Below are 12,749 nucleotides of genomic sequence, written 5' to 3' on the forward strand. Positions count from 1 at the left end.
GCAATTGCTAAACCATGAATTGGATTTTCGCCGTTTGCGTTAGCGTCTTGGTTGCCGCTCTGACATGGATGCCGAGCGAGGCCCATGCCGAGACACTTCATTACAAACTTCCAGCGTTTCAGCAACTTTCCGATCCGCCAAAAATATTAGGCCCAGCAGGTGAGCACTTTACCTTTTTGAGGACTGGGAAAGATACTAACGGGCGCTTTACCGTTTCCAAAGCAATTATCCCACCTGGAGCGGGCCCCATTCCTCACATTCACACACTCACTGATGAATGGTTCTATTTTCCTAAAGGCGGAATTACTATCTTCTGCGATCCCAACAAGGCTTATTCAACAATCAAAGAAATCCCCAATTCTTCATCCTTCCCCGGAGCCAAAGCGCAGACCATAAACAGCAAGGATAATAGCCTCTATTATGGCCCCCATTATTACTTGCATGGTTTCTACAACAACACGAATAAGAATCTTGAGCTTTACTTTATCTGGGCAGCCAAGCCAGGAGAGCAGCGCAACCCAGCCGCAGATATCAGCGGCTATTTTCTGAGCGTAGGCAGACGCGTGGGAAACTTTACCCCAGGCATGCATCCCACTGATCAGGAGAAAAATGCTTTTGTTGTGGATGCTCCAAAATGGGGAATCAACCAAAGCTCATCTTTTATGCAGTACCTTACTTCCATAGGTCCAGCCCCGGCACACTCGCACTTCCTTCATGAAAATGATCAAGTCAAACGGCTAGAAACACTGCTTCGCACCCCTTTACCCAAGGTCCAGAAAGCATAGCTTGCTATGATATCAGCACAACCATCAGTTACTTAACATAGCGAGAATTGATTTCTCGCCTTAGATGTTAATTGATAGAGACAACTCAGGCTAAATTGGATTTCAGAAACTCCAGATTAATTATTCGTTAGCCTTTCAGTGATGTGGGCAGACCTATCCTTAAACCACCAATTTTCTGGGAGGGGCATTCTCCTTCCTCAACCGGGATTTTGTGCTTGACCTTGACTGATCGACTACCGAACAGTGGAAATCCCGATAAAATGTTCTATGGTATCTACCGAATCCTAAACATGGTGGGTCATGCGGCGCGTTTGATTGGAGATCATCGCAGCTGCAGGCGCATGCGATGACTTAACGCTGTGATCCATCCAAGTCAACCAATCAACGTGAAAGCCCTGTTCCCACTGCTCGTGCTGCCTGCAGTGCTAGCCATTCCACCCCTTTCAGCCCAAGGGCAAAGCAGTTTTACGCAGCCATCGCGCTCTATCCCGATGGTCCCGATCAGCGATCAGCTCCAAGCATTGGAGAAGCGCTGGCGAAGTGTTTGCAGCGATCTAGATGGAAAACAAAAAATTTCGCTGCAGGAAGCCCTTCGCCTTGGCCTAACAAATAATCCTATTTTATCCCAGAACTACGCCGAGATAGCCGCCTCCCAATCGAGCACCACAGCAATTCGGCGCGAGTGGTATCCATCGTTATTTTTTACACAGCCGAATAATGCACCCTGGGATTTAGCAATCGGCACACAAACCAACAATCAATCTGGGTCGAATTCTGCCACCACCCATCAAACACTGCAGCAGCTATATTCCAGCCCGCGCTTAACCATGCAGTGGAGCTTTCTCGACCCCACCCGCACTCCCCGGTTAAAATCACAACTCTTAGAATACCGCTCTAAACAATTGCTATTTGACATCAGCACCCGGAATCTAGTCCTTGATATTCAGCAATCATATTATGCACTGCAAGAGGCAAGTGAGCTCCGCAATCTTTACGGTGAAATTTATCAGCTCACCAAAGATCAACTAACACGTGCTGAGCGCATGCGACCTGAGGTTATCGATACATCAGGGGAGATTAGTCAGCTGAAAACACAATTACTGCAGCAGCTCATTGAAGTAATCCAGATTTTCCAACAAGAGCTTATCGCAGCCAATTCTCTGGCGCGGGTGCTCAGCCTGGCCCCCGGTGAATTGCGCCTCCCATCCGATCCACTCAAGCCAGTTGACCCATGGACTCCCTCTCTTCAAAGCACAATCAGTAACGCATTGCTAACCAGGGAAGAAATTCAGAACAACCTCGCTAATTCCAGCAGCCTTTCATGGTCTTCCAAGGCTCTCGCTCAAAGCTACTTACCCTCCATGGCATTGATGGGTCAGAGCCAACTCACCACCAACAATCAATCTCAAACCTCAAGTGGTTCTGAGAGCAGCTCCGGTAGTAGCAACAACCAGACGTTCTCCAACAGCGTGGGTCTGAAATTTAACTGGTTAATCGTAGATGGTGGTGTTGTGGCATCCCAAGCTACATCCCTAAGCCAGCGCGCCCAGGCTGCTGATTATCAAGCAGCCGATACCCGCTATCTGGTAACCCAGCAGGTGCAGGACAGCTATGCCAATTACATCACAACTCGCATGGTGATTGACACGGCACTTCAACAATTACGTACCGCCAAGCAAGCAGTGCTTCTCACTTCCCGTAATTACAATGGTACGTCAGTGAATGCAACAACATTTAACCAGACCATTCGTAATTTCCTTTCGGCAGCTAAAAGCTTCAAAGCTTCTGTGCGCGGCTTTAACATCGCGGTTGCCTCGCTCTTTCGCTATTCATCGAGCCTGCCTCCTTCTGTACAGGACTCTTTGGATAAAGCCAAGATGAACCTCATCAGTCCCTGAGATGCCATTCAAGTGGAGGTTTCCCAGCCGACATCCACCCCAACTGCACTCATCATGGCGTACGCCGCCCCTATCCGGTAGGCTCACCCTAAGCGGGGAATTGCGCGCAAGATTGAAGATCTCAATCCCAATAATCCTTAAACCTCAGTTGCCTATTCTCGCCTGCAGTTTGCTGGCCTTGCAACTCAAAGGGATTGCTTTTGCATCTGATCTAGACAACTCAGGCCAAACTGGAGAACATCCAGCAGACAACTGCGGCAAGAATCTCCCACAAAATAGCCCCAGGATCAGCCACTTGAACTCAGGCGATGTAACCTATCTCGGCCTGAAGAAAACTCATCTGTTTATTGCAAATTCACAGAAAATCCTCCTTAAGCAGAGCACTCAAGACACGCAATTTGATGTGCGAACCCAGGCGCTTGCCAATAGGCTATTAAGCCTCGAATACCAAAACTTTAGCGGATCAACCACGCTCACAGGTGAAGCCAACATGGTAATAGGCGGTGCCCCTAACTACCACCAAACCAATGGGACCTCCAACAACGCCACCACCTTTAATTACGACCTTCGCCTTTTCCTCGACAGCAGCTACACAGGCCAGGATCTTCTGAGGATAAGGCTAAGAAGCGACAATTTCAACAAGTTTCCCTTCGGCTCTAGCAACAGCAACATCTTCAAATTAGTGAAGGCAAGCAACAATGATACCGGCCTTCGGGCTGATCGTATCTATTATAGATTTCCTCTCGGCGAGCAGTGGAAGCTCACCATCGCCGCCAAAATCCAGATCAGTGATGCGTACGATTTCAAGCCCACTGTCTATGATTCGCAGATCCTAGATTTATTTAATTTAGCTGGCGCCGCCGGTCTATACAACAAAACCATAGGCCCTGGGATTGCTGCCTCCTGGAAGCAGCATGTCACACAAGGGAGACCCTATTGGACAGCATCTGCCAGCTTCATTGCCGGCGATAACGCCACCGACTCTGACTACGGCCTGTTCAATCAACAAAGTGCCCTCAATGGCAATCTTCAAGTTGGATTGCGATCGGAAAACTGGGGCCTTGCTGTGGGCTATCGCAGGGGCACCGATGGCACGCGGGTAGCCGATGGCAATGGTACAGCCGGAGCTACCCTGGGCTATGGCGAGTATGCCAACAACCTCGGCATCAGTGGCTACTGGCAGCCCCTCAAATCGAATTGGACGCCCTCCATCAGCCTTGGGTACGGCTACACACAAATAGACAGTAATGATGGCTCTCCACCCGACTCTCAGTCGTGGGTACTTGGCGTCCAGTGGAATGACGTATTCGCATCAGGCAATGCAGCAGGATTTGGGATTGGTCAACCTCCGAATGCCACTGGTGAAGGCAAAAAAGCCTGGCTCTTTGAACTCTTCTACCGCCAACGCCTCAGCGACAACATCTCCACCACAGCCGCCCTCTTTATGGGCACCAACGCTGCCCAAACAGCTGAAAGCTCTAACTGGGGGGGTGTTATCCAAACCCAATTTCGCTTCTAGGATGGCTCAATAGTAAATACCATAGTTGCGAACAAGCCACCAAATATTTAACTAGGGATCAGATGGTGTAGGAAGATTCACAAAAAGGTGATAACGATTGCGATTGGCAATCCAGGCGTAATCTACATGGTCTACAGATTGCTGTACAAGGAACAACCCCAGTCCACCAATCTGACGTTCATCTATGGGGAGATGGCTTTCGATCTGGCGGGGTTGGTCGATACCTGGATCGAAATAGGGACCGTTATCCTCAATCTCGAGGACAAACTGAGGCTGGGAACCAGGGGAACGGAAGGACCGAATCCAAACATGAGCCTGATCTGCTGCTGAATCAGCAGAAGGCCCAGCATCAAGCTCGCCGGAATAGCGAATAATGTTTGACAGCAGCTCCTCAAAGGCAAGCCTGAGCCTGTAATTAGCAGAGCCCTCCCCCAACTGTTGATCCGCTTGGGACTCAACGAACGAGATGAACCGATCCCAGCTCTCCATTGATGCGGGACCATCACAATTGGCGATGGGTTCTAGGGGATGCTCGGGAGCCATTGCTGGGGATGCGTGTTAGGCCTAGGCCTCTTCGTGGCTAGGCACCAGGCTCATGGCCTGGGATAGCCCCGTCTTGTTAATCACGTCAGCAATTTCGTCGCTAGTACCCACCAGGATCAAACGCGACGCATGGGGCATTTTCTGTTTAGCAAAAACCAGGACCCTCAGACCGGCACTACTGAGGAAACCAACTGAAGCCATCTCGATACGCAATTCTGAGAGCCCAGCCAACTCAAGACCGGTTAGGGCCTCCATTAAGGAAGGGGCTGTTTTGGTGTCGACATCACCAGTCAGGCTGATCAGGTGATAGTCGTCCTTGCTGATCGATTCAATGGTTAACGGCATGGCTGAAAGTGTTAAAAAGGAAAAAAATGGGCTGGATCGGATCAGACGGGCTTGGCCGTCAACACCAACACGGATCGATCGCCCAAAAGGATGCCCCCATCTCCCTGGGCTGGCTGGGAGAGATCAAAGGGTTGGTCTCCGTTACCGGTGTTGAAGCAGAGGTGCCAACGGAAACCAGCCGGCAAATCTGGGAAGCTAAACCAACTGGCGTAATGGGCCATATTACTGGCCACATAGACCGTATCCACATCAACAGTGCCCACATCGACAGTGTCACCGCCAGCTGGCTGGGAATCGCTGTTGGTGGAAAACATCCAAGCCAGTTGGCGTGAATCAGCAGACCAATCTGGCTGCCAAGCATTGACGCCGTGGAAGCTGCAATCGGGGAAAAGATTAGATGGTGGTGCATCGAACCGATTAACACGCAGGGCCGGATGGGCATGGCGGAAGTGGATTAGGCCCCGCACAAAGTCATGCAGTTGTGCATTTTCCTGCAATAGCGTCCAATCAACCCAGGATATAGCCGAATCGAGGCAATAGGCATTATTATTGCCATGCTGGGAGCGGCCAAATTCGTCACCCATCAACAACATCGGCGTTCCACGACTGGTGAGCAGCATCACCATCGCATTCATCGATTGCCGCAGCCTTAGGGCCTGGATGCCGGGGTTATCAGTCCAACCTTCTGCACCACAATTCCAGCTGTAGTTGTCATCGCCGCCATCGCGGTTTCCCTCACCGTTGGCCTCATTGTGCTTGTCGTTGTAGGAGACAAGATCGGCAAGGGTGAAGCCGTCGTGACAGGTGATGAAATTGACTGACGTAGCCGGCGAACGACCGCTTGGTTGATATAGATCGGGAGATCCCTGCACCCTTTGGGCGAGTTGGCCAACTTGAGCCCCATCGCCCTTGAGATAACGCCTTAGGCAGTCTCGGTACTTGCCGTTCCACTCTCCCCAACGGCCGAAGGCAGGGAAGGTACCAACCTGATAAAGACCACCTGCATCCCAGGCCTCAGCAATCAATTTGCAAGAAGAAAGGATTGGATCAAAGGCCAGGGATTCCAGCAACGGTGGATTGGGCAGGGGAGCTCCCCAGGGATCACGGCCAAGAATCGTGGCAAGATCAAAACGGAAGCCATCGATGTGGTATTCGGCTGCCCAATAACGCAGACAATCAAGCACCAGGTTGCGAACAATTGGATTGTTGCAATTAAGGGTATTGCCAGTTCCGCTGAAGTTGAAGTAATAGCCCTCGGGCGTGAGCATGTAATAGGTCTTATTATCTAGCCCCTTGAAGGAAAGGGTAGGACCATGCTCATTACCTTCAGCGGTGTGGTTGAAAACCACATCAAGAATTACCTCAATTCCAGCACGGTGAAAACTCTTGACCAGCTGCTTAAATTCATCCACCTGCATGCCAAAGCGGCCAGTGGCGGCAAAATTGGCCTTTGGGGCAAAGAAACCAACGGTGCTATAGCCCCAGAAGTTATAGAGCAGCTCCCCGGTATCGGGATGGAGCCGAGAATTTTCAAATTCATCAAACTCATAGATCGGCATTAGCTCGATCGCATTGACACCAAGATCCTTGAGGTAGGGAATCTTCTCTACAAGGCCGGCATAGGTGCCGGGATGCTTCACTCCAGAACTGTCGGATTGGGTATAGGCGCGCACATGGGCCTCATAGACAACCAGATCTTGGCTGGGTATTTCCAGGGGCCGCTCGGCCTCCCAATCAAAATCATCCAGGCTGACGCAAGCTCGATAGGGATAAAGGGCCTGCCAATTTGGTGCCTCTCCCCACTGATCCCGTCCAGAAATGGCTCGAGCATAGGGATCCATTAAGACCTTACTGGCATCGAAGCGATGGCCAGCTACTGGATCCTGGGGACCATCGATACGAAAACCGTATTCGATTCCTTCGTAATCGAGGTCGAACACCACCATGCAAAACACATCACCAATCCGGTAATGGGCAGGGAAAGGAAGCTCGGCAAAGGGTTGTTCCTCTCCGCGACGAAACAGCACCAGGGTGCAGGCGGTGCCAGCTGAGGTGTAAATCGAGAAATTAAGACCATTGGGTGCATGGGAAACACCGAACGGCAGGGGCTTGCCAGGGCGCACTCTGAGACCAGAGATCTCATCGGTGGGCAAACTGTCGATCCTTTCAAGCTGCATGTCAGGAGCGCCCGGGAAGTGCGGCAAGATCTGGGTAGATCACAAAATAGTCGTAGAAACCAGTGACACGCATGGTTTCGGCAATGCCCTCCACCAAACCCACTAGGGCAAGATCGGTGGAGAGTTGTTGGGTGCGGCGATGCAGGGTCAGGAGGGTACGCAAGCCAGCACTCGACATGAAAGGCACCTTGGTTAGGTCTAAGACAACGGGCTGTTGTTCGGTGATCTGCTCATCAATGAAGTCACGCAGGCTTGTTACGGTTTTGGAATCCACCTGCCCATCAACATGGATGGCAAACCAACCATTCACCGTACTAGAAGTGAGATTCATGGTGCTCAATTAGGGGTAAGGGTGACCTTCACCTGAAGACGGGTCTCTGAATCGGGTAGCTGGACGGTGAGCCGTTCAGCATCAAAGTTGGAGTAGGACTGACCATCAATCAGACAGGAAGTAATCCTTACACTACCTGCGGGCAGCATGTCGGGAGAAACGCGCAAGATCCTGTCAGCGAAACCATTGGGCAGGGGCTTGAAGAAAAGGTCCAAGGGCCTCTTCTCAATCATCAGATCTAGATACACCGTAGAAAGGAAGCAAAGTTCGGTGGAGTGATAAGCACTCATCGAATGGCTGCCTTTGAAGCGCTCCGTACCCATCAAATAGGGAATACCACTGGCCAGCACGTTGAAGTAAACGCCGCCGTCGTTGTTATCGAGGAAGAAAGCATTGTAGAAGGCTGCCGACTCGTCGGCATACTTCTTGTAGCTGCTGGTTTCAGGTAGGTGCCCCTGCAAGATTAGGTAGGCAAGGATGCCCTGCTCCTGTTGCCACCAGGCCTTGCGATCGTGCCAGGCATAGCGATGAAAACGCTGGCCAGGTTGTAGCACCCGATCCACCACGTCGTACCAACCGAAACGCTGCTTGTCGTAACCCACATCGGGCATTAATTGGGCAATCTTTTCAGCCAAGGCCACATAGGAGTCCTTGGGTTGCACTGCCTGGAAACGCATGAGGTTCCAAGCAATCTTGAGGTTATGGCCCACCACGGCACGGTTCTGCTGCCAACCCCAGGTCTGATCCTTCGACCAATCATCGAAGAACTTCTCCTGCACAAAGGGGCTTTCATCGTAGTCGGGGAAGTGGGCACAGATGGTGTCGAAGGTGTCTTCAAGCATCACCTTGTAGCGATCCTGTTCGGTGGCCAGCCAAAGGTTAATTAGGTAGGCGGGAGCATGATCACCCACGGAGTTCCAGTTTTTCTTAGCCCTATTGCGGCCAAGGGATTCCTCATGGGCGCTAAGGGTTACCGCATGGATATGGGAGTAGTAGCCGCCCTTCTCATCGTCACGGAAATATTGATCAAACAGATCTATGGTTTTTTCGGCGTCGTCAAGGATGCGGGGATCACCACTGAGTCGATAGGTCTGAATGGGACCTGCCAAGGCGTAGATCTGCTCATAGGCAGGAATTGAGTCGTAGTCGTCTCCAAACTCAGAAACAAGCAACTTCTGCTCCTGGCCGCCGGAACTCACCTTTTGGCCGTGGTACCAATAGATCAAGCCAGTATCGGTATCAACAAAACGCATCTTGTCGCGCAGATATTCGGTACCCTTCTCAGCAGCCTCAAGAAATTCGTCTTTGCCAGTGAGCATGTAGGCCGAGGCCATGCCGTACACCATGCGCGAAATGGTGTCGGTCTCCTGCAGATAATCCTCCTCCTTCTTGCCTCCGGTGAGGCTGATCAGAGTACGGTAGTTGCTGTAATCAATCGGATCGGTAGGGGCATTGAATTGCCACTTGATGTAGGAGGTGGCAATTGAATCAATTTGGCGAATCCACCAACCGGGCTCGGCATAGCGATGATCGTCTTTGCTGTCGCCAGCAAAAACGATGAAATTCACCTCAAAACTGGTCTGCTGCTCAGGGAAGAAGGTGCCATAGAGAAACAGCATTTGACCAGGCACCAGCAACTGCTCCAGCTGGCCACCTCGATCTTGCCAACCCTCCTCCAAATTTTGGGTCTGCTTGGCATAGGTGTTGACGGTAAGAATGGCGCTATATAAGCGGCCATCGGATGTTTCCAGCTCGATCACACGAGCGGCGGAATCGTAAGAGCAGACGTATCCGGAGATGAGATCAGAAAAGCTAAAATTGAGGCTGTTCATTGTGCTGGGGAAACTGGAAAATCCGGTTAAAAAATCGAGACGCTCTAGAGGGAAGACAACAAACCATTGCTGGCTAGAGAGCCTGGATTGTGCTCAAGAACAATTCGTCAAAGGCATCCACACTGCCCGGGTGGCGGCCGGTAATCAACAGGCCATCAGAATGGGTATCTACAGTTTCACCATTTGCCACCACCAGCTCACCACCAGCGTTCTCCACATCACAGGCAATGTTGTGGGCACAGGTGACCTTGCGGCCCTTAATTAAGGACGGATCAGCACAGAACAACCAGAGCGAGTGGCAGATGGTACCAATCGCCAGCTGACCCGCATCCATGCGCTGTACAGCAGTGCGTAACAACTCCACCGCCGGTGCAGTGTTGCGGGAGCCACTAAGGGTGGTTTGGTAACGCAGGCGATCCATGGCATAGCCACCAATCAGGATCAAACCCTTGTAATCAGAAAGGTTCACCTTGCTCACACAGAGATCAACCTTTACCTTGCTGGTTTTGTCGTTGCCCTCAAATTCCAGACTTTCATTGCCCCACAGGTAGGAGGCGTAATCCACTGCAACCCCATGGGTCGGGAAGAAGCTGTTGAACACGTTAAATTCAGTTTCGTCGTAATGCTCTTCAACTAGGACGAGAATTTTAGAAGATGCCATAACAGAGGGGAATCAAAAATGTTAACTAAGTGTTGAAGGCAGAAAAACTCAACCGTTTGAGTTTGAGCGCAAAAGCAAGCCGTGGATCGATTGATAGGCCGCAGATCCACCTAGGCAGGCACCCGCCGCAATCAGGCCCGCCAAGGGAGGTACTGGCAGGGGCAATTTAAAGATCGAGAAAACAAAACCGACCAGGAAACCTCCAATCAGGGTGGTGGCAAGAACGGAAAATGTCATGGGTTGCTTTTAACGGGGAGTAGGCAGATGCAGGCGGGCAAATGAGGTGTCCAACCGCGGTGATTAGCTCAGGGGAGCAGCCAGTAGCTCCTTGAGATCATCAAGGTGATCGTCGGCGGCCAGGGTGGCCTTGCTAGCGGGGCTAATCGAATGGAGATACTGCATAAAATATTGGCTCTGGTTAATGCCGTATTTAGGGGCATCCTTCACGAAGGGCTCAAGCCGAGTGGCATCCACCTTGAAATCTGAGGGAAAGCTCGTAACGCTCTCACCGGTGTCGCGGAAGTACTGGGTGATTCGTTCCGGTGCCCATACAAAGGTCATTTCCACCGGATGGTCGGTGCTGTTGTAAAAGCCATGGACGTGACCACGGGGCACGTAGTAAAGACTTTGGGGCTTGGTCTCGATCAACTGAATATCCGCCCCGGGGGCATTGCCGTTGGGCACCTTGCTCAGATCGCTATAGGTGTGGTCTGGGTCAAGGAAGAGGGTGATGCCACCGTTGGGAAAGTAGAACCACTCGTCGTAGTTGTCGTGGAAGTGGGGCAGCGGTCCCGATCCGGGGGGCACCAGTGCCTCCGCCATCGTGTAGGCGTTGCCAGTGTTGCGGCCGGTGCGGGTAAAGGTGAATTGCTCCCCGGGGGGGCCGATGATCAATTCGGGCTCGGGGCTGGGGGTGTATTCGGGAAAGGGAAGACCCACCGTCTGGGCCTGGCTCAGGGAAGGCAGCCCAAACAGGCTGGCCATAAAGAGGGCTGTGCAGGCCAGGTTTAGTAACAGGCGGCGCAGAGCTGCAGAGAAGTTGGAAAGCATGGTGGATTAGGCCTCCGCCTCGATACGGGCACGGATATCGCCTAGCCGCGCAAATGCTGGGGCAGCCTTGTTGAAGCCTGCGTAGACGCAGGTGAAGAGCAACAACTCCTCAAGCTGCTCAAAGCTGGCCCCCTGCTTCAGGGCCATGCGCACATGGGCTTCGAAGGGGGATTCCGGCACCATTCCCTGGTTAGACACATCGATGGCGATGGTGATCAGGGCCTTGGTGAGTTGATCAATCGAGGGCTTACCCCAAACCTCACCCGCCACGCGGGTACAGAGATCGCCAAAGGCAGGGTGAATGCCCTTCAGGGCAGCCTGTAGAGCTGGATCGTCGAGTACGGCGTTGGCGGGAGCATCCGCCGGAAGGTGCGGGGACATATCTGGTACTAAACCGCTTCCACTTTGTCCGGCATGGGCCTATTTGTCTGCGTATTAGCAGACACCAAAACGCATACCCAAACATTTTGAATCAATCAATCTGCCGCGAAGGCCTGCTCCAGCCAGACGGCGGCGGCCAAGCCACACTCCTCATCAAGCTGCCCCTGGCGGGCTCCCGACACACCCAGCCCCCCCAGGAGCCTGCCCTCCGAGCGCAGCACCACCCCACCTGGCAATGGAGTGATCTGATCCACACTGGCCGCTGGCAGGGGCAACGCCCCGATCGGTGCTTTCCCTTGGCGTAGGGAATTGGCCAACTCACCGGTGGTAGTAAATCCCTGCAGTGCCGCCAGGGAAGCGGCCGTGTAGGCCTTATGGCGACTCAGCTGCGCAGTATGGGGAGAGGCGCCATCACCATGCAGAAATACCTGCAAGGTACCTTCCCCATCCACCACGCTCACACTCACCTGCTCCCCCCTCTGCTGGCAGCTCTCCACAGCCACGGCAGCGGTGCGGTTAGCCAGCTCCAGCGGTAGGCGCTGCAATTGCACCAGGTTCGCGGCCGCGCTGAACTGGGGGATGCCCAGCAGCAACATGGCCGCCAACACAATGGAGAGGATCAGGGAGTGCATCAGGGCCGAGCTGGCGCTCAGGGGTTTTTGAGCAGGGCTAGCAGCTGGGGCGAGGCGAAGACATCCCGGTAGAAGGTGAGCTGCTCGCTCTTGAAGTAGCAGCCTCCTGCATGGCCACGGCGCACCCAGCAGACCGTGCCCTTGGCAATCGCTTCACCACTGGCGTCGTCGAGGCAGTGCCATTCGAAGTGCACAAACTCGCCCCAAAACATCACGATCGGCCAACACATCGTCACGCCGGGCTGGGCAATTAGGGCCCACCAGTGCTGTTCACGCTCGGTTTGCTGGTCTAGACCATAAAAAGGGCCGTCCTGGCAGAAATAGACCAGATCCTGGCGGTATTCACCACGCAGCAAATCACCACGGGCCCGGCGCAGGGCTTCGCAGTGGGTGGGCCACCAGGCCTTATTTTCCGCCTCGATCTGCTCGCGGCTAAAGCTGCCATCGATCTCGGGCAGGCTGGGCTGCTTGAGGGCGATGAAATCCTCTGCCTGCTTGATCAGGCTCTCACCCTGCTGGGTGCTAACTAGGCCGGGCCTGGAGAAGTCTGCGGACAACTCCTGGTAGTAGTTCTTAGCCATTGATAAAGGGATCG

General features: G+C 52.8%; 14 protein-coding genes. 3 read left to right on the plus strand and 11 right to left on the minus strand.

Annotated elements, in window-relative coordinates:
- The first annotated feature begins 14 nt into the window (after positions 1-14).
- The 3 genes from KBY49_RS10015 to KBY49_RS10025 all read left to right on the plus strand — a co-directional run bounded on the left by KBY49_RS10015 (position 15) and on the right by KBY49_RS10025 (position 4,202).
- Entirely contained in the window at positions 15-785 is a 771-nt protein-coding gene (locus KBY49_RS10015; protein ID WP_254934689.1) for a hypothetical protein, read from the plus strand.
- 386 nt (positions 786-1,171) lie between these two features.
- Entirely contained in the window at positions 1,172-2,683 is a 1,512-nt protein-coding gene (locus tag KBY49_RS10020) for a TolC family protein (protein WP_254934690.1), read from the plus strand.
- Between the two features lie 148 nt (positions 2,684-2,831).
- Positions 2,832-4,202: an iron uptake porin gene (locus KBY49_RS10025; RefSeq protein WP_254934691.1), complete on the plus strand. Its 1,371-nt coding sequence runs from the start codon at positions 2,832-2,834 to the stop codon at positions 4,200-4,202.
- A gap of 51 nt (positions 4,203-4,253) precedes the next feature.
- On the opposite strand, the gene KBY49_RS10030 is transcribed toward KBY49_RS10025, so the two are convergent.
- The 11 genes from KBY49_RS10030 to KBY49_RS10080 form a co-directional block, all read right to left on the minus strand.
- Positions 4,254-4,745, minus strand: a complete 492-nt coding sequence (locus tag KBY49_RS10030; RefSeq protein ID WP_254934692.1) for an ATP-binding protein — start codon at positions 4,743-4,745, stop codon at positions 4,254-4,256.
- Between the two features lie 21 nt (positions 4,746-4,766).
- A complete protein-coding gene (locus KBY49_RS10035; protein WP_254934693.1) occupies positions 4,767-5,090 on the minus strand; it encodes an STAS domain-containing protein in 324 nt (107 codons plus the stop codon).
- Between the two features lie 41 nt (positions 5,091-5,131).
- A complete protein-coding gene (gene glgX, locus KBY49_RS10040) occupies positions 5,132-7,267 on the minus strand; it encodes a glycogen debranching protein GlgX (protein WP_254934694.1) in 2,136 nt (711 codons plus the stop codon).
- Between the two features lies 1 nt (position 7,268).
- Entirely contained in the window at positions 7,269-7,598 is a 330-nt protein-coding gene (locus KBY49_RS10045) for an STAS domain-containing protein (protein WP_254934695.1), read from the minus strand.
- 5 nt (positions 7,599-7,603) lie between these two features.
- Positions 7,604-9,358, minus strand: a complete 1,755-nt coding sequence (locus KBY49_RS10050) for an AGE family epimerase/isomerase (RefSeq protein ID WP_254934696.1) — start codon at positions 9,356-9,358, stop codon at positions 7,604-7,606.
- 145 nt (positions 9,359-9,503) lie between these two features.
- On the minus strand, positions 9,504-10,091 hold the full coding sequence (locus KBY49_RS10055; protein WP_254934697.1) for a DJ-1/PfpI family protein: 588 nt from the start codon (positions 10,089-10,091) through the stop codon (positions 9,504-9,506).
- Between the two features lie 48 nt (positions 10,092-10,139).
- Positions 10,140-10,328, minus strand: coding sequence for a hypothetical protein (locus KBY49_RS10060; RefSeq protein ID WP_254934698.1), 189 nt, complete (start codon positions 10,326-10,328; stop codon positions 10,140-10,142).
- A 63-nt stretch (positions 10,329-10,391) separates the two neighbouring features.
- Positions 10,392-11,141 (minus strand): cupin domain-containing protein, encoded by a 750-nt coding sequence (locus tag KBY49_RS10065; protein WP_254934699.1) that lies wholly within the window; start codon positions 11,139-11,141, stop codon positions 10,392-10,394.
- Between the two features lie 6 nt (positions 11,142-11,147).
- A complete protein-coding gene (locus tag KBY49_RS10070) occupies positions 11,148-11,522 on the minus strand; it encodes a carboxymuconolactone decarboxylase family protein (protein WP_254934700.1) in 375 nt (124 codons plus the stop codon).
- A gap of 95 nt (positions 11,523-11,617) precedes the next feature.
- Positions 11,618-12,154: a heme-binding protein gene (locus KBY49_RS10075; protein ID WP_254934701.1), complete on the minus strand. Its 537-nt coding sequence runs from the start codon at positions 12,152-12,154 to the stop codon at positions 11,618-11,620.
- Between the two features lie 17 nt (positions 12,155-12,171).
- Positions 12,172-12,735 carry a hypothetical protein gene (locus KBY49_RS10080; RefSeq protein ID WP_254934702.1) on the minus strand — a complete coding sequence of 188 codons (564 nt, stop codon included), beginning with the start codon at positions 12,733-12,735 and terminating at the stop codon, positions 12,172-12,174.
- Positions 12,736-12,749: the final 14 nt, after the last annotated feature.

It is taken from the genome of Cyanobium sp. WAJ14-Wanaka, from assembly GCF_024345375.1.
Lineage (GTDB): Bacteria > Cyanobacteriota > Cyanobacteriia > PCC-6307 > Cyanobiaceae > Cyanobium_A.

Excerpts from the sequence above, each read along its gene's own strand:
- KBY49_RS10075 (WP_254934701.1), bottom strand. The coding sequence starts at position 12,154 with ATGCACTCCCTGATCCTCTCCATTGTGTTGGCGGCCATGTTGCTGCTG.
- KBY49_RS10065 (WP_254934699.1), bottom strand. The coding sequence starts at position 11,141 with ATGCTTTCCAACTTCTCTGCAGCTCTGCGCCGCCTGTTACTAAACCTG.
- KBY49_RS10045 (WP_254934695.1), bottom strand. The coding sequence starts at position 7,598 with ATGAATCTCACTTCTAGTACGGTGAATGGTTGGTTTGCCATCCATGTT.
- KBY49_RS10055 (WP_254934697.1), bottom strand. The coding sequence starts at position 10,091 with ATGGCATCTTCTAAAATTCTCGTCCTAGTTGAAGAGCATTACGACGAA.
- KBY49_RS10070 (WP_254934700.1), bottom strand. The coding sequence starts at position 11,522 with ATGTCCCCGCACCTTCCGGCGGATGCTCCCGCCAACGCCGTACTCGAC.
- glgX (WP_254934694.1), bottom strand. The coding sequence starts at position 7,267 with ATGCAGCTTGAAAGGATCGACAGTTTGCCCACCGATGAGATCTCTGGT.
- KBY49_RS10015 (WP_254934689.1), top strand. The coding sequence starts at position 15 with ATGAATTGGATTTTCGCCGTTTGCGTTAGCGTCTTGGTTGCCGCTCTG.
- KBY49_RS10035 (WP_254934693.1), bottom strand. The coding sequence starts at position 5,090 with ATGCCGTTAACCATTGAATCGATCAGCAAGGACGACTATCACCTGATC.
- KBY49_RS10060 (WP_254934698.1), bottom strand. The coding sequence starts at position 10,328 with ATGACATTTTCCGTTCTTGCCACCACCCTGATTGGAGGTTTCCTGGTC.
- KBY49_RS10080 (WP_254934702.1), bottom strand. The coding sequence starts at position 12,735 with ATGGCTAAGAACTACTACCAGGAGTTGTCCGCAGACTTCTCCAGGCCC.
- KBY49_RS10030 (WP_254934692.1), bottom strand. The coding sequence starts at position 4,745 with ATGGCTCCCGAGCATCCCCTAGAACCCATCGCCAATTGTGATGGTCCC.